This window comes from Pseudochrobactrum sp. B5, from assembly GCF_001939785.1.
Classification (GTDB): domain Bacteria; phylum Pseudomonadota; class Alphaproteobacteria; order Rhizobiales; family Rhizobiaceae; genus Pseudochrobactrum; species Pseudochrobactrum saccharolyticum.
Window position 1 is genome coordinate 1 of the sequence record NZ_MOYL01000013.1, and the last position, 25,871, is coordinate 25,871.

The 25,871-nt window shown below is 49.8% G+C and carries 25 protein-coding genes and 3 pseudogenes; 17 read left to right on the plus strand and 11 right to left on the minus strand.

Features of this window, described 5'->3' with window-relative positions; genetic code table 11:
• Window positions 1–96: 96 nt before the first annotated feature.
• The 3 genes and pseudogenes from BKD14_RS18455 to mobQ all read right to left on the minus strand — a co-directional run.
• Window positions 97–540: pseudogene (locus tag BKD14_RS18455) on the minus strand (helix-turn-helix domain-containing protein); the annotation flags it as partial.
• 88 nt (window positions 541–628) lie between these two features.
• Window positions 629–829 carry a hypothetical protein gene (locus BKD14_RS18460; protein ID WP_075657585.1) on the minus strand — a complete coding sequence of 67 codons (201 nt, stop codon included), beginning with the start codon at window positions 827–829 and terminating at the stop codon, window positions 629–631.
• Window positions 830–834: 5 nt separating this feature from the next.
• Entirely contained in the window at window positions 835–2,001 is a 1,167-nt protein-coding gene (mobQ, locus tag BKD14_RS18465; protein ID WP_075657586.1) for a MobQ family relaxase, read from the minus strand.
• Between the two features lie 229 nt (window positions 2,002–2,230).
• Here mobQ and BKD14_RS18470 point away from each other — a divergent pair, with 229 nt between their 5' ends.
• The 3 genes from BKD14_RS18470 to BKD14_RS18480 all read left to right on the plus strand — a co-directional run bounded on the left by BKD14_RS18470 (window position 2,231) and on the right by BKD14_RS18480 (window position 5,616).
• On the plus strand, window positions 2,231–2,503 hold the full coding sequence (locus BKD14_RS18470; protein WP_075657587.1) for a hypothetical protein: 273 nt from the start codon (window positions 2,231–2,233) through the stop codon (window positions 2,501–2,503).
• 9 nt (window positions 2,504–2,512) lie between these two features.
• A complete protein-coding gene (locus tag BKD14_RS18475; RefSeq protein ID WP_075657588.1) occupies window positions 2,513–4,360 on the plus strand; it encodes a type IV secretory system conjugative DNA transfer family protein in 1,848 nt (615 codons plus the stop codon).
• A 203-nt stretch (window positions 4,361–4,563) separates the two neighbouring features.
• Window positions 4,564–5,616, plus strand: coding sequence for a replication initiator protein A (locus BKD14_RS18480; protein ID WP_075657589.1), 1,053 nt, complete (start codon window positions 4,564–4,566; stop codon window positions 5,614–5,616).
• Window positions 5,617–5,898: 282 nt separating this feature from the next.
• Here the strand turns inward: BKD14_RS18480 and BKD14_RS19665 are convergent, their stop codons facing one another.
• Together BKD14_RS19665 and BKD14_RS19670 are read right to left on the minus strand one after the other, a co-directional pair.
• The gene (locus tag BKD14_RS19665; protein WP_198513208.1) at window positions 5,899–6,246 is read right to left on the minus strand and encodes a hypothetical protein; all 348 of its coding nucleotides are present in this window, start codon (window positions 6,244–6,246) and stop codon (window positions 5,899–5,901) included.
• A complete protein-coding gene (locus BKD14_RS19670) occupies window positions 6,212–6,655 on the minus strand; it encodes a TSUP family transporter (RefSeq protein WP_198513209.1) in 444 nt (147 codons plus the stop codon). Before BKD14_RS19670 ends, BKD14_RS19665 begins: the two co-directional genes overlap by 35 nt.
• 164 nt (window positions 6,656–6,819) lie before the next feature.
• Between BKD14_RS19670 and BKD14_RS18490 the strand changes: the two genes are divergently transcribed.
• Together BKD14_RS18490 and chrA are read left to right on the plus strand one after the other, a co-directional pair.
• On the plus strand, window positions 6,820–7,122 hold the full coding sequence (locus BKD14_RS18490) for a PadR family transcriptional regulator (protein ID WP_075657609.1): 303 nt from the start codon (window positions 6,820–6,822) through the stop codon (window positions 7,120–7,122).
• Window positions 7,119–8,339 carry a chromate efflux transporter gene (gene chrA / locus BKD14_RS18495; protein WP_075657590.1) on the plus strand — a complete coding sequence of 407 codons (1,221 nt, stop codon included), beginning with the start codon at window positions 7,119–7,121 and terminating at the stop codon, window positions 8,337–8,339. Before BKD14_RS18490 ends, chrA begins: the two co-directional genes overlap by 4 nt.
• Window positions 8,340–8,457: 118 nt before the next feature.
• Here chrA and BKD14_RS18500 read toward each other — a convergent pair whose 3' ends face one another.
• Complete coding sequence (locus BKD14_RS18500) at window positions 8,458–9,075, minus strand: recombinase family protein (protein ID WP_075657591.1); 618 nt, start codon at window positions 9,073–9,075, stop codon at window positions 8,458–8,460.
• A gap of 95 nt (window positions 9,076–9,170) precedes the next feature.
• On the opposite strand from BKD14_RS18500, the gene BKD14_RS18505 reads away from it, so the two are divergent.
• The 6 genes from BKD14_RS18505 to BKD14_RS18530 all read left to right on the plus strand — a co-directional run bounded on the left by BKD14_RS18505 (window position 9,171) and on the right by BKD14_RS18530 (window position 14,978).
• Entirely contained in the window at window positions 9,171–12,068 is a 2,898-nt protein-coding gene (locus BKD14_RS18505; protein WP_075657592.1) for a Tn3 family transposase, read from the plus strand.
• A 318-nt stretch (window positions 12,069–12,386) separates the two neighbouring features.
• Window positions 12,387–13,070 carry a ParA family protein gene (locus BKD14_RS18510; protein ID WP_075657593.1) on the plus strand — a complete coding sequence of 228 codons (684 nt, stop codon included), beginning with the start codon at window positions 12,387–12,389 and terminating at the stop codon, window positions 13,068–13,070.
• Window positions 13,063–13,386, plus strand: coding sequence for a hypothetical protein (locus tag BKD14_RS18515; RefSeq protein WP_075657594.1), 324 nt, complete (start codon window positions 13,063–13,065; stop codon window positions 13,384–13,386). Before BKD14_RS18510 ends, BKD14_RS18515 begins: the two co-directional genes overlap by 8 nt.
• Before the next feature lie 37 nt (window positions 13,387–13,423).
• A complete protein-coding gene (locus BKD14_RS18520) occupies window positions 13,424–13,765 on the plus strand; it encodes a type II toxin-antitoxin system RelE/ParE family toxin (protein WP_075657595.1) in 342 nt (113 codons plus the stop codon).
• On the plus strand, window positions 13,762–14,055 hold the full coding sequence (locus BKD14_RS18525; protein WP_075657596.1) for a helix-turn-helix domain-containing protein: 294 nt from the start codon (window positions 13,762–13,764) through the stop codon (window positions 14,053–14,055). Before BKD14_RS18520 ends, BKD14_RS18525 begins: the two co-directional genes overlap by 4 nt.
• 293 nt (window positions 14,056–14,348) lie before the next feature.
• The gene (locus tag BKD14_RS18530) at window positions 14,349–14,978 is read left to right on the plus strand and encodes a tyrosine-type recombinase/integrase (protein WP_075657597.1); all 630 of its coding nucleotides are present in this window, start codon (window positions 14,349–14,351) and stop codon (window positions 14,976–14,978) included.
• Between the two features lie 182 nt (window positions 14,979–15,160).
• Here the strand turns inward: BKD14_RS18530 and BKD14_RS18535 are convergent.
• Window positions 15,161–16,260: pseudogene (locus BKD14_RS18535) on the minus strand (IS3 family transposase).
• Between the two features lie 489 nt (window positions 16,261–16,749).
• Here BKD14_RS18535 and BKD14_RS18545 point away from each other — a divergent pair.
• The 3 genes from BKD14_RS18545 to BKD14_RS18555 are packed head-to-tail and all read left to right on the plus strand — an operon-like array spanning window position 16,750 to window position 19,185.
• Window positions 16,750–17,559, plus strand: a complete 810-nt coding sequence (locus tag BKD14_RS18545) for an ABC transporter permease (protein WP_075657599.1) — start codon at window positions 16,750–16,752, stop codon at window positions 17,557–17,559.
• A gap of 2 nt (window positions 17,560–17,561) precedes the next feature.
• Complete coding sequence (locus tag BKD14_RS18550) at window positions 17,562–18,275, plus strand: ABC transporter ATP-binding protein (RefSeq protein ID WP_075657600.1); 714 nt, start codon at window positions 17,562–17,564, stop codon at window positions 18,273–18,275.
• A gap of 55 nt (window positions 18,276–18,330) precedes the next feature.
• Window positions 18,331–19,185 (plus strand): glycosyltransferase family 2 protein, encoded by an 855-nt coding sequence (locus tag BKD14_RS18555; protein ID WP_075657601.1) that lies wholly within the window; start codon window positions 18,331–18,333, stop codon window positions 19,183–19,185.
• A gap of 39 nt (window positions 19,186–19,224) precedes the next feature.
• On the opposite strand, the gene BKD14_RS18560 is transcribed toward BKD14_RS18555, so the two are convergent.
• Window positions 19,225–20,363, minus strand: a protein-coding gene (locus tag BKD14_RS18560; RefSeq protein WP_139316484.1) for an IS3 family transposase whose coding sequence is annotated in 2 segments (ribosomal slippage) — window positions 19,225–20,105 and window positions 20,105–20,363 — 1,140 coding nt in all. Because the reading frame shifts where the segments join, the coding sequence is not laid out codon by codon here.
• Between the two features lie 278 nt (window positions 20,364–20,641).
• Here BKD14_RS18560 and rfbD point away from each other — a divergent pair.
• The gene (gene rfbD / locus BKD14_RS18570) at window positions 20,642–21,511 is read left to right on the plus strand and encodes a dTDP-4-dehydrorhamnose reductase (protein ID WP_075657604.1); all 870 of its coding nucleotides are present in this window, start codon (window positions 20,642–20,644) and stop codon (window positions 21,509–21,511) included.
• A gap of 167 nt (window positions 21,512–21,678) precedes the next feature.
• On the opposite strand, the gene rfbB is transcribed toward rfbD, so the two are convergent.
• Genes rfbB through rfbA form a run of 3 tightly spaced genes read right to left on the minus strand, consistent with a single transcriptional unit; the run spans window position 21,679 to window position 24,187 of the window.
• Window positions 21,679–22,740, minus strand: a complete 1,062-nt coding sequence (gene rfbB, locus BKD14_RS18575; RefSeq protein WP_075657605.1) for a dTDP-glucose 4,6-dehydratase — start codon at window positions 22,738–22,740, stop codon at window positions 21,679–21,681.
• A gap of 9 nt (window positions 22,741–22,749) precedes the next feature.
• A complete protein-coding gene (rfbC, locus tag BKD14_RS18580; protein ID WP_075657606.1) occupies window positions 22,750–23,313 on the minus strand; it encodes a dTDP-4-dehydrorhamnose 3,5-epimerase in 564 nt (187 codons plus the stop codon).
• A complete protein-coding gene (gene rfbA / locus BKD14_RS18585; protein WP_075657607.1) occupies window positions 23,306–24,187 on the minus strand; it encodes a glucose-1-phosphate thymidylyltransferase RfbA in 882 nt (293 codons plus the stop codon). The genes rfbC and rfbA overlap by 8 nt, the downstream gene beginning before the upstream one ends.
• Before the next feature lie 363 nt (window positions 24,188–24,550).
• Between rfbA and BKD14_RS18590 the strand changes: the two genes are divergently transcribed.
• Complete coding sequence (locus BKD14_RS18590) at window positions 24,551–25,471, plus strand: glycosyltransferase family 2 protein (protein WP_075657608.1); 921 nt, start codon at window positions 24,551–24,553, stop codon at window positions 25,469–25,471.
• Window positions 25,472–25,633: 162 nt separating this feature from the next.
• Window positions 25,634–25,777: pseudogene (locus tag BKD14_RS18595) on the plus strand (S-adenosylmethionine synthetase N-terminal domain-containing protein); the annotation flags it as partial.
• Between the last annotated feature and the right edge of the window lie 94 nt (window positions 25,778–25,871).

The window sequence follows — 25,871 nt, forward strand, 5'->3', positions numbered from 1 at the left end:
CAGGGAAACGATGGCGGTGATAAAGTGAGGAACGAGATTCGATCATGGCCTATTTTCGCAGCTTATGCTTGCGCCAGAGTTAAGGTAACTGTGCCCTTTTTTCTCCAATGCCTGAACTTGAGCTTCGGTGAGTATCAGGCCTTCATTTGCCACTTTGGCTTCCAAGGCTTTGAGACGGTTTTTGAAGTTTGCAAGATTGTGGCGCAGCCAAACTGAACGCACACCAGAGGGCGAAATAAATACGCCCAGTTTACGCAGTTCATTAGAGGTTCGCGCCTGACCATAAGCCGGAAATTCAAGAGCGAAATCCTGAACTGCTTGTTCAGTTGCCCCATCAACGCGGTTTGCAAGGTTGGGTTTGCGTCGAGTGCGTTCCAGAAGGGCTGCAACACCGCCGTCTTCAACAGCTGCCTTATAACGATAAAAGGTATCGCGCGACAGCCCCATCATCTGACAGGCTTTCGATACATTGCCGAGTTCTTCCGCGAGGTTTAACAGACCTGTTTTGTGTTTGATGATCTTATCTGTAGAATGCAACATTGTGGTTTCCTTCGTTTTGAGGTTGGGTTTGCACCACCATCAAAACCGATAACCACACCGCTCTGCAAGAGCTTGCACCGTTCCCTATTCAGCAAGCTGGAAAGGGAACGGTGTCAGATAAAGTCGAAACTAATACAGCTAAATCCTCAAAAGCATTTGTAGGACTTTTTCCTTTTTTCCACGCAAATCCTACATGCACAACCCCATCGATTTCGCTCATTGCAACAAACGCTTCAGAACCATTTTCAAATTCAATTACACTCATGTTTTGATTAAATTTTATTCCCATATTTGTTACCGTTCCCTTCCTTTATCATTTCGAGATGTATTTGGATCTAGTTCGGAGCCCCCTAATACAGCTTTACGACGCTCATTATCTCGTGATTTTTCTAGAGAAAAATGATCCCGTTCAATATCTTTCACTTGCGCCTCTGGACGATTGATTTCCCGACCCAACACCACAGCTCGGCGCACATCCATGTCACTACGCCCTGTATCAGTCTGCGGTCTCTCAACCTCCCCCATAACCCTCTCTTTAATCCGAGACAGTGCCTCCCCTGCGCGATCCCAGAGCCGATCCAGCCGTTCACGGGTGGATGCTATGAACGCCCGTCCTCGCTCCATCAGCTCAAGGCGTAATTCCAATTGCTTTCGCCCTAACTCCTCACGTTGTGCATTGCGTGCCTGTGTCGCGCGGAATGCATCACCGCGTTCGGTGACAATACCGCGCTTTTCTTGAGCATTGGCTGATGGGCCGATTTTAGGCTCGGGCTCCCGACTGAGTTCAATCACCTTCCTCTCGCGCTCAAATGCAAGTTCTTCCTGTCCACCGGCACGCGCACACTCAACCTGTTGCTCGGCCTCGCTACGCTGAACATCAAGAGATCTGTGATCAATGCGTTCTGATCGCCCTGCCCGCTCTAAAGCGATGTTTGCATCTCGTGCCCAAGCTTCGCGCCATCCCAGAAGCAAATCCGGTGCATTCCAGCTGCGGTCTTTTTTTCCAAAACCATCCCCGGTCATTTCACGCATAGTCAGCATGACATGCGCATGGGGTTGGCCAAACCCATCACGAGCCTTGCCTTCATGAACGGCCACATCCGCAATCATACCGCGATCGACAAATTCACGCTGAATAAACCCGCGTAAAAGTTTTAACCGTTGACCGCGATCAAGTTCCCGGGGAAGAGAAACTTCGACCTCACGAGCAAGTTGTGCATCGCGCCGTTTTTCGACAATCTCAACTGCATTCCAAAGCTGGTTACGATCACGCATCCATTCAGGTGCATTCTCAGGCACCATGATCTCGGAATGGATGACGCCGCCCTTGCGACTGTAATCATGCTCTAGTCCCTGCCGGTCATCATGCAGCCGCCCTGCCGCTCGATAGGCGGCGGCTGCAACAGAAGACCGGCCTCCTGCTCGACTGATCACTTTTGCACTTAAATGATAGATCGCCATATCTCTGACGCCTCTTTTCAAAACAGGGTCCAGCGCCTGATTGCGGTGGTTGGAGCTCGAGGGGAAACCCTCGTCAGGTGGCAAAGCCACCTTTTGGGAAGCTGTCCGGCGTGGGATTTATCCCGTTGAGGACGCGCACATTGCACAAGCAATGTATAAGCGCGCATTTCTAACTATTCAACAGTAATTTCACATGCTAACCTTGCCTAGATAATCTCCGAGGGCCCCCATGCATAAAAGTCCGTTGATCGACACTAAGCTTGAAGAACTAGCGAAAAAGAAAACGCAGGTTGATGCTCAGATCGCCGCGCTTGATGCAAGGCGACACCTTTCTTTAAAAAAAGACAAAGACCGCATTAAATGGCTTTTGGGCAATTTGGTCTTTGACCGTTTGAACGCTGATCCTGTTCTTGAAAACATCGTTCGGCGTGATTTGCCAGAACGCCTCACTCAACGTGACCACGATCGCGGTCTCTGGCAAATCTTGTTTCCTGAACAGTGAGGATCAATCATGAGTTTCAATCTGGAAACCCGCCACTGGGTCGCCATGATCATCGCGTGGCTTTTAGCTGTTTTAGCCGTGATCTACCTGCCTGCGATAATCTACATTTATTCAGTAACCACTTATGCTTTTCTGATTATCGCTCTTGCTGTGACATTCGACATCCTCGCAAACGCCATAGAAGGCCGTAGGGCGCCATTAAAATTCGCGGCATGGGTCTGCTTGCCATTGGCGGCCTTAATCGCCCTAACCCCACTTAAAAGCGTTTTTAGCGATATGCAGATGACCGTCCAAGCATGGACAAGTGCTGGGTGGTCGCTTCCACGTGGAATTTGGGAAGGGGTCAAGGGATTATCCCGATATTCTGGCCCACATAAACAGGCGATGCTCATATCTTTAGGCCTTGGGGTCGCTTTCGGAGCATTAGCGATAATCATCCCGCTAGGTTCAATTTTAAATCCTCGTATTGGCCGCGATCGAAAATCAAATACTGGCCCTTGGCAAGCAGGATGGATGAGCCCGCGTGATATTGCCAGTCTTGCACGTAATAAGACCGGTCTGCCGCTCGCGCTCCATAATGGTAAATTGCTACGTTATCAGAAAAATGATGCGAAGGGTTGGCGTGGCGGCCACCATCTTGTTGTTTCTGGCACACGCGGCGGCAAAGGCGTTAGTGCCGTAATCCCAGCAATTATTGATCATCAAGGACCGGTTGTTGTTTTAGACATCAAGGGGGAGAATTTTGCGGTAACCCGTCGTTATCGGCAATCACTTGGTAGAAAAGTCGCTGTGCTTAATCCTTTCGGGATTATCGAGGATTCCAATGACCAGTTTAATCCTTTGGATTATATTCGCCTAAATGAATTAGGGCGGGACGTGGCTCTTGTTGCAGATGGCTTAGTAAGACCTGAACCAGGAGATGGTGCACATTTCTCTGAAATGGCACGTCAGCTCGTAACAGCTGCGATTGAAGTGGTCGTTACGCAAGAAGAGCCCAATCGCCGTAACCTGATCGCTGTTGCAGATCTTCTCTTATCTGGCAACCTAGATACAACTCTCGAGGCCTGGGTTAAAAACAAAGATTTTGTAGGGCACCGACCTGCTCAGACAGCTGCAACTATTTTGCGTGCAGGAGACAGAGAACGCGGATCCATTCAAACGGCTGTTTCGAAAGCCTTTGAATGGATGCAGTCGGATAATATGCGCCACTTTTTGGCGCGGTCCAGTTTTGACATGGATGATCTTCTTGATGATGAGGTGGATCTCTTCATCGTAGTCCCTTTGGACCAAGTGGATAAGCAGGCAGTGTTTATGCGCTTATTTATCAATCTGGTTTTAGGCACTGTCGTTCGTCAAGACGGGCGACGAAAAGTGAAAGCCCCTATTCTCCTTGCCCTTGATGAATTTGTGCGGATGGGACGAATGGAGCAGATCATGAATATCGCGAACGTTGCGGCAGGGGCTGGGGTTGAGGCGTTGTTCGTTACCCAGGATACGGGCCAGGTTGAAAAAGCATATGGACCAAATGATGCCCGTTCTATTTTCGGCTCCTGCATCACCAAGCGTGTTTTTAATCTCAATGATATTGAAACAGCTGAATGGGTAGCGCGACATTTCGGAGACAACACCGTTTATTCCCAGCAAATTCGAGAAGCAAAGACGATTAACGAAAAGCGTGATGTTTCTTATTCAGAGCAGCGTCAAAAAATAATGACGACTGAGCAGATTATGGGCATGAAAACTGATGAACTTTTGCTCTTGGTTGGCAATCGAAATCCACTCAAAGCTAAGCAAAATATTTATTTTAAACGTAAAAATTATCATGGGAAATTTGATGGAAATCCCTTGGTTTTATGAAGTTATCCACAATCGCCTAGTGTTATATATGTGTTAATATAGTGTTAAGCATAAAAAACCATACGGTAAGCATTTGTTTTATATGTGTTTATTCGATAGGCTGGTGGGTGATAACACGAAAGACGGTGTGTAAAAGCACGAAAGATGGTGGGTGATAACACGAAAGCCTTGACCTTGGTGGGTAATAACACGAAAGTAGCATAATGGTGGGTGATAACACGAATCTACGCTCCCCTCTCCTGCCCGATCGGATGCAGCAGGGAGATTTCTTTGTGTGCGATATCTTTGATGCCGCGCCCAAAGGAGATATGGCTTCAATGGAGCACCCTATTTTCTCAATTGCAACAAAACCTGATCGACATGTTCGGCGTTATGAAAATGGTTCGAATTTTGTAGAGGTCATCCCCTCGGTAAAGGGGTTGGCAACAGTTCATGACCGAGATGTCCTGATTTATTGCATTAGCCAATGCATCGCTGCACTTAATGAAGATCGTGAAGTTAGCCCAACAATCAGGTTCAGAGCGTATGATCTGCTTTCGGCCACTAACCGAGGTACTGACGGACGCGGGTATGAGCAGTTAAAAGCTGCTCTGGAACGACTTAAAGGAACAACGATTACCACCAATATCATCACTGGTGGTAAAGAGGAGTTCGATGGATTTGGATTGATTGATCGTTTCAAGATCGTTCGGGAAACGCGTGATGGGCGGATGCAGGAAGTGGAAATTCGCTTATCAGAGTGGGTGTTCAATGCCATTAGATCGCGGGAAGTCTTGACGCTGCATCGCGATTATTTTCGCCTCAGAAAACCACTTGAACGGCGGATTTATGAGTTGGCGCGTAAACATTGCGGAGCACAAAAGGAATGGCGAATTAGTCTAAGTAAGTTACAAGCCAAATGTGGGTCTTCATCGACAGAGAAAGAATTTCGTCGACTTGTTTCGAACATCGCGAAACAAGATGAACAATTTGAACATATGCCAGATTATGCAGTTCGAATTGAGAAAGATGTAATTATTTTTACAAACCGTCGTATGGAAGCTGTGAAATCTCATTCAGCTTGCTTGCCGACAATTCGGTTAGATCTCGATACATATCAAGAAGCCCGAAGAGCGGCTCCTGGTTGGGATGTGTATTATCTTGAACAGGCTTGGCGCTCTTGGATGCTTGACGGTGGCTTAGATGCCCCAAAAAATCCTGACAAGGCATTCATTGGTTTCTGCACAAAGTGGTTTGAAAGGCGAGGTAGTCCGTAAAAGATAATGTATGGTATCTTTTTAGTTTCTATAAGATATCTAGTAGCTATCAGGTATCTTCAACATTGGGTAGAATACATGAAATCAGAGCCGAACATATGCCGGTTATATCGTTTGTCTATCCCAAAGGCTGCACTGGAAAACTACGACGGTCTTGATCCCTGCTAGGCTTCCACTTGTTGCTAATAGCTTTTCCATCCGACGATCATATCATGGGGTCGGTTCCGGCTCGGGGCGAAATGACACCCTAAGCGCAAATGTCCTGCCCACATCCTCTCAGGGTTAGATCAAGCCTGCCACAAGTCCGCTCCCAATGAGCAAAATCATAATTGCGACGATGATCTGCACGGTGCGCAGTGTGATTTTCTGCAGGACACGCTTGCCCACGAACGATCCAATGAAGGCGCAGACCGTGCCCATGGCAACCGGCGCAGGCAGTTCCTGAGACCGGGCAAGGTGCTCCGCCAAGATACTCGTTCCATAAGTGATTAGCCGAACTGCATCGACGATAACTGCCGAGACGACCCCGGTGGCAACGAAAGCCTCCTTTGATAGCCCCGTTTTCAGCAGGAAGGCGGAGCGCAACGCACCCTGATTACCGGAAAGGCCGCCGAAGAATCCCGACAGCACGCCTCCGAGTGGCAACAAACGCGGCGAAAACGCAAGCGCTTGAAAGCGGCCACAGTTCCAGTAGGGCGAACACGACAATCAATACGCCGATGACGGCTTTGACCACTGTGATTTCATAGGCCGACCCGCCAAGGGTGTAACTCGCAACGGCTGGCAACTTGTCGAACCAAGTTAGCAGGCTCGCTCCCGCGAGAGCGGCAATCGCAGCCGGGAGCCCGAACCGCGTCACGACGCGCCAATCGGCCTGCTTGGCCATCAGTCCGAATTTGAAGATATTGTTGGCGAAATGCACGACGGCGGTCGCCGCGATTGCCAACGGGACCGGGAAGAACAGCGCGAAGGCCGGCATCAGGATCGTGCCGAGGCCGAAGCCCGAGAAAAGCGTGACGCCAGCGGTGAACACCGCCACAATGCCAATCAGGATAAGCTCAAAGTCTTGTCTTCCTTTTGTAATCGTCTTTCGCTATCGTAAATCGATAGTATGAACCGATTGCTCCGCGAATCAAGAAGGCAGGTGGCATGACAGGGAACCCGTCAAAAATCGCTGCGCCCGAGAAACGGCACTCGCTGAAAATGGAGCATCACGATCTGCTGTCCGGCCTCGTGCGCCTGCATGTGCTCTATCATGCGGCCGAGCGTGAGATTTACGGCCAGTGGATGATCGATGAGCTGGCGAGCCACGGCTACCGCCTGTCTGCCGGGACACTCTATCCGCTGCTGCACAAGATGGCGCGCGACGGCTATCTCACCGTGCGCGAGGAGCGTGACGGCCGCACGGTGCGCAAGCTCTATTCCATTACAGACAAGGGTCGCGAGGGCCTTACCGTGGCCAAGGAGCGCATCCGTGAATTTACCGGAGAGGCGATGAAACGATGACCGACACGACGAACCACAATGAAATCCAAATAAGCAGAGGCTCGGTCGGCGAAGTCTTCACCGCCTTTCTCAAACTTGGCCTCACCTCCTTCGGCGGGCCGATCGCGCACCTCGGCTATTTCCGCGACGAGCTGGTGCTGCGCCGCAAATGGATCGACGAAAAGGGCTATGCCGATCTTGTAGCACTGAGCCAGTTCCTGCCCGGTCCAGCCTCGAGCCAGGTAGGCTTTGCCCTGGGACTGTTGCGTGGCGGGCCGCTCGGCGCGCTTGCCGCCTGGGCAGCCTTCACCTTGCCGTCAGCGATCTTCCTCATGATCTTCGCTTACGGCGCCGCAGTATTTGGCGGCCCGGTCGGCGGCGGCATCATCACCGGCCTCAAGATCGTTGCGGTCGCTATCGTGGCGCAGGCGGTCTGGGGTATGGCGAGGAACCTGTGCCCGGATCGCGAGCGGGCCACAATCGCCCTCGGTGCGGTCCTGATAATCGTGCTTCTGGCGGGCGCGCTTGGCCAAGTGGCGGCGATCGCTGCAGGCGCGGCAGCAGGCCTTCTGGTTTGCCGTAATCATCACGAGGCAGTCACCAGGCACATCAACTTCCCGGTCTCGCGGACCTTTGGGGCAACCTCGCTGGTCCTGTTCTTCGCTTTACTATTTGGACTGCCAATCCTCGCTCCGGCCTTGTCCTCGCAAGGGCTCACCGTATTCGACTCGTTCTACCGCGCAGGCTCACTGGTCTTCGGCGGTGGCCATGTCGTGCTGCCGCTTCTCGAAACGGAAGTGGTGAAAAGCGGCTGGATCAGTCACGATCAGTTTCTTGCAGGCTATGGTGCGGCGCAGGCGGTACCGGGACCACTCTTCACCTTCGCGGCCTATCTTGGAACCTTATTGGGGCCGGAACCTAACGGCCTCATCGGAGCGGGCATTGCCCTGATCGCCGTGTTCCTTCCGGGTTTTCTGATCCTGCTTGGCGTTATTCCCTTCTGGGATAGCTTCCGCCAACGCGAAAGCGCGCAGGCCTTGATGAGGGGTGCCAACGCCGCCGTTGTCGGCATTCTCGGCGCAGCGCTCTACGATCCGGTTTTCACCAGTGCCATCGTCGGCCCTTATCAATTCGCGCTGGCACTTACCTGCTTTGTTCTGCTGATGGCGTGGAAGACCACGCCCTGGATTGTTGTGCTTGTGGCCGCAGCCGGTGGCGTGCTGATCAGCGTGGCCTGACGGTCGCCACAACCGACGAGAGCGACGAAACTTGTGCAAGAACTTTGGTTCCCGACAATGGATTTTTCATGCCATACGATTCTGTCATTGAGCCGATTGTTTCTGCCGCACGCGCACTTCACGCTCTGGCGCATTTGCTTTCCCTGTAGCGCTTGGCAATATCTGCAACCGTATTCTTGCTGATTGCCAGATCGCGGGCGATCCAGCGATAGCTGCGGCCTTCCGCGATGAGCGCCAGTACTTTCGGGGCGAGCCTGTCCGACTTTGGGCGCTGACCGGGCTGTCGTCCAAGCCGTCTCCCGCGTGCCTTGGCTGCGGCAAGTCCGGATTTCACGCGCTCGCTGATGAGATCGCGCTCGAACTCCGCAATCCCGGACAGAAACGTCGCGAGCATCCGGCCGTGCGGGCTGGCCAAATCGAAGGTCATGCCGCTCATGGCGATCACCGAGACCTTCCGACTTTCCAGTTCACGCAATGTGTTGAGAAGATCGATCGTAGATCGTCCCCATCGGGAAAGTTCGGTGACCAGAACCAGATCGATGCCTCTGGCCTGGGCGAGCGCCATGACCTTCTTCCGTTCGGCTCGATCCAGCTTCGCTCCGGAGCTCGTCTCTTTGTAGACACCGGCGATCGTGTAGCCGGCACGCTCGGCAAAGGAAGTGAGATCTCGCTCCTGTCGTTCACAGGACTGATCAGCTGTCGAGACACGGCAATAGATGGCGGCGCGCTGTCCCAATTGAACCCTCGTGGATTTTGGTGCCGGAAGACCTTGATTTGTAGGGGCCAATTGTTGTCCAAAACAGACTAAACTTCAATGGGGACAATTCTGGTATGCCACGACGACATATTCTCACCGAGCGACAGCGCTCGGCACTCTTCGACTTGCCAACCGACGAATTGTTGCTGCTCAGGCATTACACACTGGCCGACGACGATCTGGAACATATCCGTGAACGGCGTAGACCGGAAAATCGGCTCGGGTTCGCTTTACAGCTCTGCGCCCTTCGTTATCCCGGTCGTGCGCTGACACCCGGCGAGCTGATCCCGCAAGAAGTTCTGTCCTTCATCGGAGCGCAACTCGGTGTTCCGGCCGATGCGCTTCTCACTTACGCCACTCGCCGCCAAACTCGTCAGCAGCATATGGAAGCCTTGCGCGAGATTTACGGTTACAAGGCGTTCGCAGGCCGTGGCGCCCGCGATTTGCGAGACTGGCTTTTCGATCAGGCCGAAGATGCCAGGTCCAACGAAGATCTGGCGCAGCGCTTCGTCTCGCAATGCAGGAAAATGGTGACGATCCTGCCAGCGGTGTCCACGATAGAGCGCCTGTGCGCGGATGCTCTCGTTGCCGCCGAGCGACGCATCGAGACACGAATTGCCGACCGGCTCGACCTTGATGCGCGTGAGCGCCTGGACGGGCTTCTGACTGAAATGGTGAACGGAAATATCAGCCGCTTCATCTGGCTTCGCCAGTTCGAGGTCGGCAGCAATTCCGCGTCAGCGAACCGCTTGCTTGATCGGCTGGAGCTCCTGCGCGGTCTGAAGATCGATCCTCAGATCCTCGTGGGTATCCCGCCACACCGCATCGCGCGCCTGTGTCGGCAAGGCGAGCGCTATTTCACTGACGGGCTGCGCGATATCAGCTCTGATCGAAGGTGGGCGATCCTCGCCGTTTGCGCCGTCGAATGGGAAGCGGCAATTGCCGACGCCATCGTCGAGACCCACGACCGCATCGTCGGGAAAACCTGGCGGGAAGCCAAACGACTTCATGACGAGCGGATTGCCAGTTCCAAAGCGGCCGTCACTGATACGCTTCGCGCTTTCACGGCGTTGGGAGCCTCATTGCTGGAAGCCCGCGACGATGGCGTTCCGCTGGAAAATGTATTGGCGCGATCAGCTGAATGGCATCAACTTGAACAATTGGTCGCGGCAGGGACGCAGCTTACCAGCACGTTGGCAGACGAGCCACTCGCTCATGTAGGACAAGGTTATCATCGCTTCCGTCGATATGCTTCAAGGATGTTACGATGCCTGAGGCTCAAGGCCGCGCCGGTAGCCGAACCATTGATTGTAGCTGCGAAAGCCATCGGTGAAACGCGTGCGCCGACACCAACCAGTGTGTCCTTCTTGCGACCGAATTCGAAATGGCATCGTCATCTCCGCGCGCAAGATGGGAATGACAACCGCTTATGGGAGGTTGCGGTCCTCTTCCATCTTCGCGATGCTTTCCGATCGGGTGACATATGGCTCGATCATTCCCGCCGATACGGTGATCTCAAGCAGGTCCTTGTACCGTTAACCTCGGCGCAGGCAAACGCCAAGCTGGCAGTTCCCATTGATCCTCAAGCCTGGCTGACAGATCGCAAAGCCCGTCTTGCGGACGGTTTGAAGCGGCTGGCGCGTGCCGCTCGGGATGGGACTATTCCCCATGGCAGCATCGAAGATGGAACGCTGCGCATCGATCGGCTCACCGCGGACGTTCCCGAAAACGCAGAGGAGCTTGTTCTCGATCTTTATCGTCGAATGCCGGCGGCGCGGATCACGGACATCTTGCTGAAGGTTGATAAGGCGATTGGCTTCTCCGACACCTTCTCCCATCTGAGAACCGGAGCGCCATGCGCCGACCGGGTCGGCTTGCTGAACGTCCTTCTCGCCGAAGGACTAAATCTTGGCCTCCGAAAAATGGCGGAAGCTTCAAACACACATGATTACTGGCAGCTCTCGCGCCTCGCCCGCTGGCATGTCGAGAGCGAGGCTATGGACCAGGCGCTGGCAATGGTGGTGACCGCGCAGGGGAAGCTTCCGATGTCCCGGTTCTGGGGCACGGGCACGACTGCATCAAGCGATGGTCAGTTCTTCCCGTCGGCCCGGCAGGGCGAGGCCATGAACATGGTCAACGCCAAATACGGCAATGAACCCGGGCTGAAAGCCTACACCCACGTCAATGACCAGTTCGCGCCGTTTGCGTCACAGACGATTCCCGCAACGGTCAGCGAAGCACCGTACATCCTCGACGGCTTGCTGATGAATGAGGCAGGTCGGCAGGTTAGAGAGCAATATGCCGATACGGCCGGCTTTACCGATCACCTCTTCGGCATCAGCGCCATGCTTGGCTATCGCCTCATCCTGCGTATTCGTGATTTACCATCGAAACGGCTCTACGTGTTCGCCCCCGCAGCAACGCCGAAGGATTTACGCGGCCTGGTCGGCGGCAAAATCCGGGAAGAGTTGATCGTCGCAAATTGGCCTGATCTATTCCGGTGCGCCGCCACGATGGCTGCCGGCAAGATCAGGCCGAGCCAGTTGCTCCGGAAACTGGCGTCCTATCCCCGACAGAACGATTTGGCGGCGGCTCTGCGCGAGATCGGACGCGTCGAGCGCACTCTCTTTATTATAGAGTGGATTCTCGACACCGATATGCAGCGGCGCGCCCAGATCGGCCTCAACAAGGGCGAGGCTCATCATGCACTCAAGAATGCCTTGCGCATTGGCAGGCAGGGTGAAATCCGGGATCGAACCACGGAGGGGCAGCATTACCGGATCGCCGGGCTGAACCTGCTCACGGCGATCATCATTTACTGGAACACCGTCCATCTCAGCCACGCCGTGGTCGAACGACGAAACGAGGGCCTTGATGTCCCGCCCGAGCTCTTAGCCCATATCTCTCCTCTGGGCTGGGCGCACATCCTGCTCACCGGCGAATATCTCTGGCCCACGGAGGCAAGCGCTTAGGGTGTCATTCCGCCCCGAGCCGGAACCGACCCCATCATGTCTCAATACCTCAGCCCGACGAACGGCTCTGTGTATTATCTTGAGCAGGCTTAGTGCTCTTGGATTTTTGAGGGGGCTGAGATGTCCCAAAAAATCCTGACAGGGCCTTCATTGGTCTCTGCATATAATGGTTTGAGAGGCGAGGTAGTCCGTAAAAGATACTGTATAGTATCTTTTTAGTTCCTATAAGATATCTAGTAGCTATCTGATAGCTTCAGCATTGGGTAGATATCTGATAGCTATCTGGTAAGGTGCGTAAAAAAACAGAGTCGAGCACAGATGCCAGTTATATCATTTGCCAATCCCAAAGGCGGTGCGGGGAAAACCACGACAGCCTTGATCCTCGCTACGCAACTTTCAGAAAGTGGCGCTAGCGTTACGATCCTTGATGCCGACCCAGAACGTTGGATATCGCAATGGGCCAATCTCCCAGGTAAGCCAGAGAACATCTCTATTGTTAGCGGTATCACGGAGGATGGTATTGTTGATCAAATTGAGGAAGCCTCCGGAAAATCTCAATTTGTGATCATTGATCTGGAGGGAACAGCCAGTCTGATGGTTGCAAACGCCATTGGTATGTCTGATTTGGTGCTGATCCCAATTCAAGGCTCTTCGATGGATGCGAAGGGAGGCGCCAAAACTATTCGTTTAATACATAATCAAGCGAAAATGGCACGACGTGTTATTCCGCATTGCGTAGTGCTAACCCGTACTAGCGCCGCAGTTCGTTCACGCGCACTCAAAAATGTGCAAGAACAGCTTACACAAAGTGGTATTGATGTGTGTGAGACGCCAATCGTAGAGCGCGCTGCCTATCGTGACCTTTTCGATTATGGTGGTACGTTGACCAGTCTTGACCCATCACAGGTAAGTAACGTTGCTAAAGCAATTGATAATGCACGACAATTTGCGGGCGAAGTGGTTGAAAAATTGATGCAAGTGCAGGGGCATACTGATGAGTAAACAACGAGCAAATCTTGGCTTTGGTGATGCTCTGAGTGATCTCAGTGCATTCGTTCCAACCCCCAAAACCGCACCAAAAGATAAAGCGACAGAGGAGGCAGCTGTGGCCGCAGGCTTTGTAAGCAGGGAGCCCAAAGCACCGGAGCAAACAAAGCCGCAGCGTCGTCGCAGAACTGGCCGTAATGTGCAGTTCAATATTAAAGCAAAGCCTGAGACGATTGCAGCCTTTTATGAGATCGCTGATGCTAATGGTTGGGGGCTAGGGGAAACCTTGGAGCATGCGGTTGACCTCCTTGCGAAGAATAATAAGCCGTAGTACGCCATTGACTTACGCGCCATTGAAGTATATATAGATGACTAAATTACAAACCGTAGTTGAGTTGCCAGAATTCCAGCGCCGTGCGCGATCCATTATGACAGATGCCGAGCGTGAAGCGGCTATTACTTGGATTTCTACAAACCCGGAAGAGGGTGTCTCTCTTGGGGGTGGATTAAGAAAAGTCCGCATTCCCAGAGAAGGTGGTGGCAAAAGCGGGGGCTTTAGAACGATCTACGTATTTGGCGGGCACCACATGCCGATCTTTCTGATCACGATTTTCGCAAAAAATGAAAAAGCGGATCTAACTCCTAAAGAACAGGCAGCAGCGGTAGAAATGAGTAAGGCGATCGTTTCAATGTGGAGCAGTAAACAATGAGTGCATTTGAGAGCATCAAGAAGGGATTGGACGAAGCCCTTGAATTTTCCAAGGGGCACGAGGCTGGCTCTTTGGTTCACGAAATTATTTTACCGGAAATTGATGTAGCTAAAATTCGGGCGCAAACAGGCTTGTCTCAAACCGATTTCGCCCGCAGTATCGGTGTGGCAAAGGGAACGCTTCTGAACTGGGAACAAAGACGCCGTACGCCACAAGGACCGGCTCAGGTACTGTTGGCTCTAATTGAACGCAAACCCTCTGTGGTTCAGGATTTGCTCGGTAAGCTATGATGTAGCGCCTTCGTGCGAGCCTTTGTCAATTTTCAATGGATTTCTAATGGCCTGGCTGTCTATGGCGCACTTTAACGGCTCAGCCTGATAACTTATAAATTTACTGATTTCTTGTAGAGCCACCATCACTCAGTGTACAGATTTTCTATGGGAGCTTTTAGTTAAAAGCTCGCATGACGCATGTCTCTGAAAACCCGACAAAATAAGGGGATAGAAGCATTTCTCTTGACTGATCCAACTTCTGATGCAAGCTTTACCAAAAGAGCACCACAAAAGCTTGCAAGGAATTTTGTATGTCTGCCACCGCTAAGACCGCTTGGAATAAAGGCCGTGTGGTAGGCAAAAAGCCACCTCTTACACCCGATCAAATCGCGTTGATCCGATTACTGTTACGCCAAGAACATACTTTACGTGATCTCGCTCTGTTCAACGTAGCCCTCGACACCAGTTTTCGTGGATCTGACTTGGTGCGCTTGCAGGTCTCAGATGTGGCAACCCCGGCAGGGATCCGCGAGATCGTTGAAATTCTCCAAAAGAAAACTGAAACTCGCCACACCCGCCCAGTTCAAGCACGTTTATCTTCAAACACGCGCGAAAGCTTGCGCACATATCTCTCAGCTTCTGGAAAACCATTACATAGCTGGCTGTTTACGGGACAGGGAGTAAGATGGTCTCATACTCACCTCAGTGAAAGTCAGCTATGGCGGTTGTTTAAATCCTGGCTTGAAAAGGCTCACATTGATCCTAGCCTCTATGGTCTTCATTCTTTGCGAAGGACATTCCCAACTCATATTTACCAACAAACAGGGAATCTACGTGCGGCCCAATTATTGCTCGGCCATGCCAGTATTGAAAGTACAAAAGAATATATTGGCACCGAGCAGGCGGAAGCTTTAGAAATTGCACGCAAATATCATCTATAACCTCGGGTAAAATTATCTAAAAATGATGCCTTAGACAAAGGTTGCTTTACTGAGTGGTCTATCAGATTTGAGCGCATTTATACTACTCGATCAACCTCTCAGTTACAAAGGGGATGTTGATCTTGACCTGGGCCCCAATGCTCCTCCATTTTTCAGGAGAGTCTTAGGTTATACTATTGGCCTTAAGCGGCCCGTTTTTCTAGAGCCATTTTTATAGCGAACTCATTCGGCATGACATTGCCGAGTGAGGAGTGCGGTCTGTTTTTGTTATAATCATCCTTACATGCTTTGATCTCGGTGCGTGCCTGAGCGAGCGATGAGAACAAGGTCTCGTTCAGGCATTCGTCGCGGAAACTACCGTTGAAGCTTTCGACAAACCCGTTTTGCATTGGTTTGCCCGGCGCGATGTAGTGCCATTCAATGCCTGTCTCCTGACACCACTTGAGAATGGCATGACTGGTCATTTCTGTCCCGTTGTCAGAAACTATCGTTCGCGGCTTGCCGAATTGACTGATCAGGTAATCCAGCTCGCGTGCCAACCGCAGGCCTGACAGGGATGTGTCGGGAACCAAAGCCAGACACTCCCGCGTGAAGTCGTCAACGACCGCAAGACCCCTGAACCGACGACCATCTGTGAAGGCATCACTTATAAAGTCCAGGCTCCATCGTTCATTAGCTCGTGATGGTAAAACTATCGGCCTCCGCGTTCCCAGAGCTCGTTTGCGCCCACCACGCTTGCGCACAGTTAGTTTCTCTTGCTTGTACAATCGACGCAGCTTCTTCAGGTTCATGATGATCCCCTGTCGTTCCAGCATGACGTGAATACGCCGATAACCGAAGCGCCGTCGCTCGGAGGCCACTTGTATCATTGCTTCACGAATATGCCCATCATCAGGCCGCTTACGACGATAGCGCACACTTGATCGATCAACACATAAAACGGCACACGCCCGACGCTGGCTCACGGCATACACTTGGCAAACACGACCAACTGCGTCTCGCCTGGCATCGGGCGTTACCATTTTTTTGCAGCAACATCTTTCAAAATAGCATTATCCAGCATCGTCTCGGCCAGCAGCTTTTTTAGCTTGGCATTTTCTTCTTCCAATGCTTTCAGTCTACGCGCATCGGAAACCTCTAGGCCACCAAATTTGGCTTTATATTTGTAAAAACTGGCGCTGCTAATCCCATATTTGCGCCACACTTGTGCAGTTGGCGTTCCCGCTTCCTACTCTTTAATCATCCCGATTATCTGTTCGTCTGAAAACCGTGAGCGTTTCATTGTCCATCTCTTACCAAGGATTGGACTCTACCAAAATCTGGAGGAGTTTGCGGGGCTCAAGTCAATCTCGAGGCAAAGCTGGCAGAGTGGGAGCTCTTTTACAACAGCAGCACGGAGCGCTCAGAGAAAAGCTATAAAGCGTAATCGTGATTTTATGCGCGCACCATTTCAATGAATTACAGGTGACCATGCCACACTCATTTTGGGTGCATAACCGTGCACTCATCAGAAACGTATTTTACAAACCAAAAATTGGCTCTATAAGCAATTAAAACTTAAACATCTCACTATAACCGATCACATCATCCGCCCAGTTCGATACACAATAGTGAGTGAAATTACGTCATACCAGATTGAAACTACACCTGATGTGATGTAGCCGCAGTTATTCGCAGATTTCCAGAGCCATTTAATGGAATGCTATATGAACGAGCTCCACCTCAATTTAGCAGAACTTGGATTTTTGAAAATGATAAAACGGATTGGTTCATGAACAGCACCCCGACTTCATCAAAACTAGCTATAGTTAAGAAAGAAATTTTTGATGCTTTAGCTAAGGTGAACTTTGCCCTTTATATTGCATCAAGTGATACGAAAACCCGCTATAGGCGCTCCGTTTTAGGACCGCTGTGGTTAGTCCTAGGCACATTGATTGGCGTTGGAGGGCTGGGTATAGTATGGAGTACGCTCTTTGAAGTGGATAGAGGGACCTTTATACCCTCTTTAGCCATCGGCCTTGTAACTTGGTATTTATTAACTGCATGCATTGTTGACTCAGCCTCGGCATTTTATGGAAACCGAGACATATTTCTCAACATGCAAACGTCTTCCATTCTAGTCTCCCTGCTAGTTTTAATAAAAAATCTAATCAACTTCGCACACAATTTTATTGTGGTGATTATCGTCTTAATGATCTATCCAAAAACTGTTGGCTTTGTGTCCCTGTTGGCCATCCCAGGGTTAATATTGGTAAGTTTCAACTTACTAGGTGTCATTCAACTATTGGGTTTTGTCGGCGCTCGATATAGAGACTTAGCTCCCCTTCTAGCTGCAGTCATACAGCCGCTATTCTTTATCACACCGGTACTCTTCAGACCTCAGCAACTCGGTGCAAACGCATTTATTGCTGAGCTCAATCCCTTCACATATTGGCTATCTTTGATCCGTGATCCGATCATGGGCAATGCACCAACTGGTACCACTTGGCTGATAGTCATTTTAATGACGGTATTAACTTGGGCAGCCGCCCTACTTATGACAGCGAATAAGCGTCATCGTTTAGCGTATTGGGTGCACTGATTATGGCTCAAATCATCGTAAAAAATGCGACAGTTGAATATCCCCTGTTTCAGGGTGGAAGCATGTCTTTAAGAAACACATTAGTTGCAGCAAGCACAGGCGGCATAATTTCCAGAGGCACCAAAAATATCGTTACAATTAGAGCAATTGACGATGTAAGTTTCACGCTAAAAGATGGGGACCGGGTTGGTTTGATCGGTCATAATGGTGCGGGTAAGTCCACGCTATTGAGGACATTGGCTGGGATTTACACGCCGACAAGCGGAAATGTTTTTACCTCAGGGAAGATATCTACGATTTTTCAGCTTGGTGCTGGGTTAGATAACGAGCTGTCCGGCTATGAGAACGTTGTTCGCATGGGTATGTTTCTTGGCGCGAGTAAAGCGCAGGCACGCAGCTTTATCCCAGACATTGAAGAGTTTACTGAGCTAGGAGAGTTTCTCTCAGCACCTGTACACACATATTCTGCGGGTATGCTAACCCGCCTCACCTTCGCGATTTCCACTGCGATGAAACCAGAAATCCTCTTGATTGATGAAGTTTTGGGAGCTGGCGATGCATCCTTCCAGGAAAAAGCTAAACTGCGCATGGAGAACGTCATAAAAACCGCCCGGATATTTGTTTTAGCTTCTCACTCAAATGAAATGATAAATCTCTACTGCAATAGGACATTGCAATTTGAGCATGGCAAATTAATAGAAGATAAAATGCTGTAATTAGTAGTGATGCGTCTACCGATCTAGACGCATCGTATGAAGGGCAAGCGCCGGATTGAAAAATACAACCATCACCATCTTACTGGCTACTTATAATGGCGCAGCCTTCCTCGATGAACAACTCAATACCATAGCCAATCAATCGTGGAATAACATTGACGTATTAGCCAGTGATGACGGTTCGTCAGATGATACATTAAAGATATTGGAAGCATGGAAACATAGCTGGACCAAAGGAACTTTCAGAGTGCTGAAGGGCCCGCAAAAAGGATTCTCTGAGAACTTCAGACATCTTTTGTGCTCAGTAGAGAACGATCAAACATACATCGCATTTAGCGATCAGGATGACATTTGGCACCTCGACAAACTTCATAATGCAATTAGCAAACTCGCTGCATTTGGAGAAAATACACCAGCAATGTACTGTAGCCGTACGCGCTTAGTTGACATTGAAGGCAAAGAATTAGGTCTTTCCCCTTTATTTTCGAAACGGCCATCATTCGAAAACGCTCTGACGCAAAGCTTGGCAGGTGGAAACACCATAGTACTGAACGCCGCTGCATTTCGCACTGTTCGTGAAAGCGTGAAACGGACAGATTTTGTTAGCCATGACTGGTGGTGCTACCTATTTCTTATGGGAACTGGAGGACATGTGTATTATGATCCAGCACCTCAGATTGACTATCGTCAGCATCCGAACAATGTATTTGGCCGAAACACTGGGATCAAAGCAATTTGGAAACGAATTATAGGAATAATCACTGGAGATTATTCAAAATGGTTCGGTGCTAACCTTCAATCTTTGGAACGAAACCATATTTTTCTTACAGAAGAAAACTATAAAATAATACAAAAACTTCTGGCAGCACGAAGATCCGGAGGGCTACCAGAAGTGGTTCGGTTTGTCTGAACAGTTTCGGGCGTTTTGTTAAGTGGATTTCCGCCGCAATTATGCCGCCACCATCATTGGTGTCAGCTCGTTGAAGTAAACCTGATCCGGTGTCTGTCGGTCAAGCGATGAATGTGGCCGTCGGCTGTTGTAGAATTTTAGATATCTGCCGATGCCAGTGCGGGCCTCGGACACGGTCTTGTAGGCGTGAAGATAAACCTCTTCGTATTTGATTGACCGCCAGAGCCGTTCGACGAAGACATTGTCCCGCCACGCACCCTTGCCATCCATTGAGATGGCGATTTCTGCCTTTTTCAGCACGTTGGTGAAGTCGATGGATGTGAACTGTGATCCTTGATCCGTGTTGAATATGTCTGGTTTTCCATAGCGGGCCAGTGCTTCCTCAACCGCTTCGATGCAGAAGTCCGCCTCCATCGTGATCGATAGTCGCCATGACAGAACCCGGCGGCTGAACCAGTCGACGACAGCGCACAGATAGACAAAACCACGTGCCATCGGAATATAGGTTATGTCCATTGTCCACACCTGATTGGGCCTGGTGACCGCTAGCTTGCGCAGGAGATAAGGATAGATTTTATGCCCTGGCGCTGGCTTCGAGGTGTTTGGGCGACGGTAAATCGCCTCGATGCTCATCTTTTTCATCAGCGTAGCGACATGCAGCCGACCAACCTCAAGCCCTTCTCCCTTCAAAAGCCCCCGCAACATGCGACTTCCCGCGAATGGATATTCCAGATGCAATTCATCGATCCGGCGCATGAGTGCCAGATCGCCATCCGATACCGGGCGTGGTGAATAGTAAACACTGCTGCGGCTAAAGCCGAGAAGCTTGGCTTGTCGTGTGACCGACAACTTGTGCGTGCGGTCGATCATTTCTTTCCGCCCAGCAATCCCGCCTTGCTGAGCGCACCGGATAAAAAATCATTTTCCAGAGTTAGCTCGCCGATCTTGGCGTGAAGCGTTTTGACGTCGACGGTAGGACCTGCTGGTTCCGCCTTGGTCTCATCGCCGAAAACTCCGGTCGCCCCCTCAAGAAGCTGATCTTTCCATTGCTTTATCTGGTTCGCGTGCACGTCAAACTGCTGGGATAATTCAACTAGCGTCTGCTCGCCTCTGATCGCAGCGAGCGCAACTTTTGCTTTAAAGGCTGGGCTATGGTTCCGGCGTGGTCGTCTCGTCATGGTATCTCCTGTTCACGGCATCTAAGCCGAAATTAGGCAGAATTTCCACTTATCCTAGCTGTGCAGATTTCCCGAGCCACTTCTACCATTCGCCATATTTTTATGGCGAAATGGGATATCTCGACAAACTCGCCTTGCGAATGTCGGGCTCTATCTGTCCGCTATGATTGGAAAACTATAAACATTTTGTCATTACTGTCTAAACCTCTTCAAATTGAAAAGACATATCGTTCGTAAAAATATTGAAAGCGAGCGCTACGGCAGACTAAGGAAGAACAATGCGAATTGTAGTAACCGGAAAATGTGGTCAAGTAGTACGCAGCATGTTAGAATCGGCACATCCCGGTGTGGAAATCGTTGCGTTAGGGAGGCCGGAGTTGGACCTAGCCGCGCCAGAAACGATTTATGCAACTATCGCAAATGCAAGACCGGATATTGTCGTCTCTGCCGCAGCCTATACCGCAGTTGATAAGGCTGAAGATGAGCCCGCCCTCGCATACGCAGTTAATGCGGCAGGTGCCGGTGCAGTTGCTCAAGCGGCCGCTAAACTGGATGTGCCAGTAATCCATATCTCTACTGATTATGTTTTTGATGGGAACAAATTAGAGCCATATACCGAGATGGATGAGCCTAACCCACAAAGTGTTTACGGCGCGAGTAAGCTTGCAGGAGAGCAATTGGTCGCAGAGGCCAATACTAAACACATCATTTTGCGCACCGCATGGGTTTATAGCCCTTATGGAAATAACTTTCTTAAAACCATGCTGCGTCTCGGTCGAGAACGTGATGAAATAAGCGTGGTGTCGGATCAGCATGGAAACCCCACATCTGCTGCCAACATCTCGTCTATTATTCTGACTATATGCCACTCAATTCTGAGTGATAAAGATTTTCATCATTGGGGAATATATCACCTAGTCGATGACTCTGAGACCACCTGGTTTAATTGGGCGGAGTATATTTTTACATGTGCCAGTTTAAAAACTAATGTGAAACCGATCAAAAGCATCGAATATACTTCAAAAGCAAAACGACCCAACAACTCTAGATTATCAAATGATAAGCTAAAGAATATTTTTGCTAACAGTAGCTTCTATGATTGGAAAAGTTCTACAGACACTGTGATCGGTGAATTGGTGAAAAGCTAACAGAAATTATACGGAAATATTTTAATCAGAGTTATTAGGAGGGGCCATAGCTAAAAGCAGTGCCGCCCCTTTAACTCAACTACAATCTTGTGGAGGCTGCACGCCCCTCCATCTAAAGATCGGCGCCTAACAGCTTTTGCTCCAGATGCCGATCTATATAAAAAATACTAGGTCGCGGCGCTTCCAAGCCTTTCTCCGGCGTAAGCCTTTTCACGAATTGGACGCCACCACCATTCATTGGCCAGATACCAATCAACCGTACTTTCAAGTCCGGTTGAGAATGTTTCCTGTGGAACCCAACCCAACTCACGTTCAATTTTAGATGCATCAATGGCATAGCGACGATCATGGCCCGGACGATCCGTTACGTACGTAATCAGATCACGATAGCGCTCGCCATTTTCACGTGGGCGTTTTGCATCCAATATATCGCAAATAGACTCAACCACCGCCAAGTTCGTTTGTTCAGAACGCCCGCCAACATTATAGCTTTCACCGACAACGCCGCGTGTGATGATCAACTCCAACGCCCGAGCATGATCCTCAACATAAAGCCAATCGCGGACATTGGCGCCAGCGCCATAAATAGGTAGCGACTTCTCATGCAACGCATTCAAAATGACAAGTGGGATGAGCTTTTCAGGGAAATGAAAGGGACCATAGTTATTCGAGCAATTCGATAACACAACTGGCAAACCATAAGTCTCATGCCAAGCTCGAACTAAATGATCCGATGCAGCTTTTGATGCCGAATAAGGTGAAGATGGCGCATATGGCGTCTCTTCCGTGAAAATACCGCTATCAAAGGGAAGATCACCAAAGACTTCATCCGTAGATACATGATGGAAGCGAAAGGTGGCCTTTTCAGGAGCCGACAATTCACGCCAATAGGCAAGTGCTGCATTAAGCAGTTTGAAAGTGCCGACAATGTTGGTCTCGATGAACGCACCAGGACCATCGATTGAGCGATCAACATGGCTTTCCGCGGCAAGATGCATCACCACTTCAATCTTCTCATCGCGCATCAGCTTTAACAGTGTCTGATCATCGCAAATATCAAGCTGATGAAAATGATAATTGGGGAAGCTCTCGATATCACGTAATGAATCGAGATTGCCTGCATAAGTCAATTTATCGACGTTGAAGACCGTATTCTTTTCGTTTTTCACCAAATGGCGACACACGGCAGAACCAATAAATCCGGCACCGCCGGTTACAAGAATTCTCATGTCGTTTTCTTAACTCCTGAAATCAAAGACATCAGCGTCAGCTAATAATGGTGCATTGCGGTCTTTCTCCGACAGCTGCACTTCAGTGGATGAAATAGGCCAGTTTACACCAATGGTAGGATCATCAAACCGGATGGATCGATCACATTCCGGAGCGTAATAATCGGTTACTTTATAAACTACTTCTACGCCTGGAACGAGGGTCAGAAAGCCATGCGCAAAACCAGCAGGAATATACAGCTGGTTCCACCCCTCTTCTGAAAGCTCAACCCCCACCCATTGAGCAAATGTTGGCGATCCGCGGCGAATATCAACGGCTACGTCGAAAATCCGCCCTTTGGTCACACGCACAAGCTTGCCTTGCGCATGCGGATCCAATTGATAATGCAAGCCACGCAGAACACCAGTTGCCGCCGAATAAGATTGGTTATCCTGTACAAAAGCAGTCGGAATACCCACATCAGAAAAGCGCTGTGCATGATAGGTTTCAGAAAAAAATCCACGGTCATCGCCAAATTTCTTTGGCCGAACTTCAAGCACACCATCAAGCTTCGTTTTAAAGACTTCAATCATCAGTCAACTCTTTAATACGACGACGCAAATAGGCCGCATATTCTGTTTTACCGAGTTTGTCGGCTCTCGCCAGAACGGCATCTGCAGTTAAATAGCCCGCCTCAAATGCGATTTCTTCCGGGCACATTACCTTGATGCCTTGGCGATGTTCAATCGTCCGAACAAAGGAAGATGCCTCATGCAAACTTTGGTGGGTTCCCGTATCTAACCAAGCATACCCACGGCCAAGTCGCCCGACATGCAAATCTCCGCGCTCCATATAGACACGATTGACATCGGTAATTTCTAATTCACCACGCTTTGATGGCTTGATTGAAGCAGCTATGTCCAGAACGTCATTGTCGTAGAAATACAATCCGGTGACAGCCCAGTTAGACTTAGGGTGTTCCGGCTTTTCCTCAATGGTCTCAGCCTGCCCTGTCGCCTTATTGAATGAAACGACACCATAACGCTCCGGGTCTTCGACACGATATGCAAAAACCGTAGCACCCTTCGTGCGTTCAACTGCTTGCTGACAAACAGAAGATAGGCCATCGCCATAAAAAATATTGTCGCCGAGAATAAGTGCTACCGAATCTGAACCAACAAAGTCCCGACCAATGATGAACGCCTCGGCAAGCCCATTAGGCTGCGGCTGTTCCGCATAGGAAAGAGAAATACCATATTCACTACCATCACCGAGCAATTCTCTAAACTGCGGCAGATCACGCGGTGTGGATATGATGAGGATTTCTTTAATTCCAGAGAGCATCAGTACGCCCAGTGGATAATAGATCATTGGCTTATCGAATATCGGAAGCAATTGCTTTGATACCGCCATAGTCACCGGATAAAGGCGCGTGCCGCTACCTCCCGCCAGAATGATACCCTTCATACTGCATGCTCCTTATTTGCAACCCTACTAGCCAGACTGACGAAGTGATTTCAACGAAAATAACACCTATTGTCTAGACTTTATGAAATAAACAAAAATTCCAAACGCGATTTAACACCAACGTCAATTCACACTGGCTATGCGCCGTAAGCAATTTTCACATTACGTAACCCGTCCCATGTTGGGCCTGACTAGGCGCCAACGAGAATTAATTAAAGCCCCTAATGACATCCACGTACATCAGCTATATGAATGAGAATGCAGGCGGGCTTGTTTCGCAAATAGATGATGAATTACATTCTTTTGGATGCACTTCAACGTTTAGACAACTCCCAATCATAGAAATCGCGAAAGAGGCCCCTCATGCCTAGCTTACCCCCTGTTCCAAATGACAGTATCGCTGCAATAATCGTAACCTTTAACCCCGACCTAGCCCAATTATCCCAACTCGTAAAAAACCTACAATCACAATCTGTGTCGGTTGTTATAGTCGATAATAAATCGAACACTGATCTCTCAGATTTTGTAAAAAAAATAGATCGCCCCGTACAATTTGCACCGCTTGATCAAAATTACGGTATAGCTAAAGCACATAATGTTGGCATTCAAATTGCGCGGGAAAGCGAGTTTGAATATGTTCTACTAATGGATCAGGACAGCATTCCTGCAGGTAATATGGTCCGAACGCTTTACGCAGAAGCTAAAAAAAAGATGCAAGCTGGAATAAAACTTGCGTGTGTCGGGCCTCGATACGAAGATCCTAGACAAAAAAATCCACCCCCGTTTATCAGCATCAAGGGTATTCGGCACGTTCGCCATACATGTTCACGTCCCGAAGACGTCATAGAAGTAGACTATCTCATTTCTTCTGGCTCACTAATTCCTCTAAGTACGCTGAATGTCGTAGGTGATATGAAGGAAGAATTATTCATCGATTATGTTGACATTGAGTGGGGATTGAGAGCTCAGCGTAACGGCTTCGCCTCTTTCGGGTTATGTGGAGCTTATATGGAACATGATCTTGGAGATGATCCGATTGTATTCTTTGGGAGAAAAATTCCGATCCACTCTCCTTTGCGTCACTATTACCATTTTCGCAACGCCATATGGCTCTACAAACAAAGTGAGCCTAAAGCCAACTGGAAGGTCGTAGATGCAACACGGCTGGTGCGAAAGTTCGTTTTTTATAGCATTTTCACGAAAAATTCATTGCAGCACTTCAAGATGATGACCCTCGGAATTTTTGATGGAATCACCAATCGTATGGGCCCCAAAAACCTCTAATTCAACGCACCTTCGGACACTGCTTTTGGATGAACAGGTATCGTCGTATAAAGCCCATCTTGACAAACAAAAAGCAATCCGTAAACGGCTTTGATGCTACGGCATTCGCTATATCTCCTGTCAGTAGGTATAGCTCCGCTAAATTGTCAAAAGGGGTTACCCGTGTCACGCAAATCGTATCTTTTCACCAGTGAATCTGTTTCCGAAGGTCATCCCGACAAGGTTTGCGACCGGATCTCCGACGCGATCGTCGATTTGATCTACAAAGAAGCGCTGCGTTCAGGCGTTGATCCGTGGGCAGTTCGCGGCACTGTTACGTTAACCTGAGCAAGTCCGCAATTTTGTCTATGACGCTGAAATTATGCAGCTTTCAGGCATGCGATTTCACGCCACATGTTTG

Bases quoted from the DNA above. Each gene is read 5' to 3' on its own strand.
- mobQ (WP_075657586.1), bottom strand. From the start codon at position 2,001: ATGGCGATCTATCATTTAAGTGCAAAAGTGATCAGTCGAGCAGGAGGC.
- BKD14_RS18550 (WP_075657600.1), top strand. From the start codon at position 17,562: ATGGCTCAAATCATCGTAAAAAATGCGACAGTTGAATATCCCCTGTTT.
- BKD14_RS18480 (WP_075657589.1), top strand. From the start codon at position 4,564: ATGGTGGGTGATAACACGAATCTACGCTCCCCTCTCCTGCCCGATCGG.
- BKD14_RS18470 (WP_075657587.1), top strand. From the start codon at position 2,231: ATGCATAAAAGTCCGTTGATCGACACTAAGCTTGAAGAACTAGCGAAA.
- BKD14_RS18520 (WP_075657595.1), top strand. From the start codon at position 13,424: ATGACTAAATTACAAACCGTAGTTGAGTTGCCAGAATTCCAGCGCCGT.
- BKD14_RS18515 (WP_075657594.1), top strand. From the start codon at position 13,063: ATGAGTAAACAACGAGCAAATCTTGGCTTTGGTGATGCTCTGAGTGAT.
- BKD14_RS18475 (WP_075657588.1), top strand. From the start codon at position 2,513: ATGAGTTTCAATCTGGAAACCCGCCACTGGGTCGCCATGATCATCGCG.
- BKD14_RS18460 (WP_075657585.1), bottom strand. From the start codon at position 829: ATGGGAATAAAATTTAATCAAAACATGAGTGTAATTGAATTTGAAAAT.
- BKD14_RS18505 (WP_075657592.1), top strand. From the start codon at position 9,171: ATGCCACGACGACATATTCTCACCGAGCGACAGCGCTCGGCACTCTTC.
- BKD14_RS18545 (WP_075657599.1), top strand. From the start codon at position 16,750: ATGAACAGCACCCCGACTTCATCAAAACTAGCTATAGTTAAGAAAGAA.
- rfbD (WP_075657604.1), top strand. From the start codon at position 20,642: ATGCGAATTGTAGTAACCGGAAAATGTGGTCAAGTAGTACGCAGCATG.
- BKD14_RS18490 (WP_075657609.1), top strand. From the start codon at position 6,820: ATGGAGCATCACGATCTGCTGTCCGGCCTCGTGCGCCTGCATGTGCTC.
- BKD14_RS18525 (WP_075657596.1), top strand. From the start codon at position 13,762: ATGAGTGCATTTGAGAGCATCAAGAAGGGATTGGACGAAGCCCTTGAA.
- rfbB (WP_075657605.1), bottom strand. From the start codon at position 22,740: ATGAGAATTCTTGTAACCGGCGGTGCCGGATTTATTGGTTCTGCCGTG.
- BKD14_RS18530 (WP_075657597.1), top strand. From the start codon at position 14,349: ATGTCTGCCACCGCTAAGACCGCTTGGAATAAAGGCCGTGTGGTAGGC.
- rfbC (WP_075657606.1), bottom strand. From the start codon at position 23,313: ATGATTGAAGTCTTTAAAACGAAGCTTGATGGTGTGCTTGAAGTTCGG.
- rfbA (WP_075657607.1), bottom strand. From the start codon at position 24,187: ATGAAGGGTATCATTCTGGCGGGAGGTAGCGGCACGCGCCTTTATCCG.
- BKD14_RS18510 (WP_075657593.1), top strand. From the start codon at position 12,387: ATGCCAGTTATATCATTTGCCAATCCCAAAGGCGGTGCGGGGAAAACC.
- BKD14_RS18590 (WP_075657608.1), top strand. From the start codon at position 24,551: ATGCCTAGCTTACCCCCTGTTCCAAATGACAGTATCGCTGCAATAATC.
- chrA (WP_075657590.1), top strand. From the start codon at position 7,119: ATGACCGACACGACGAACCACAATGAAATCCAAATAAGCAGAGGCTCG.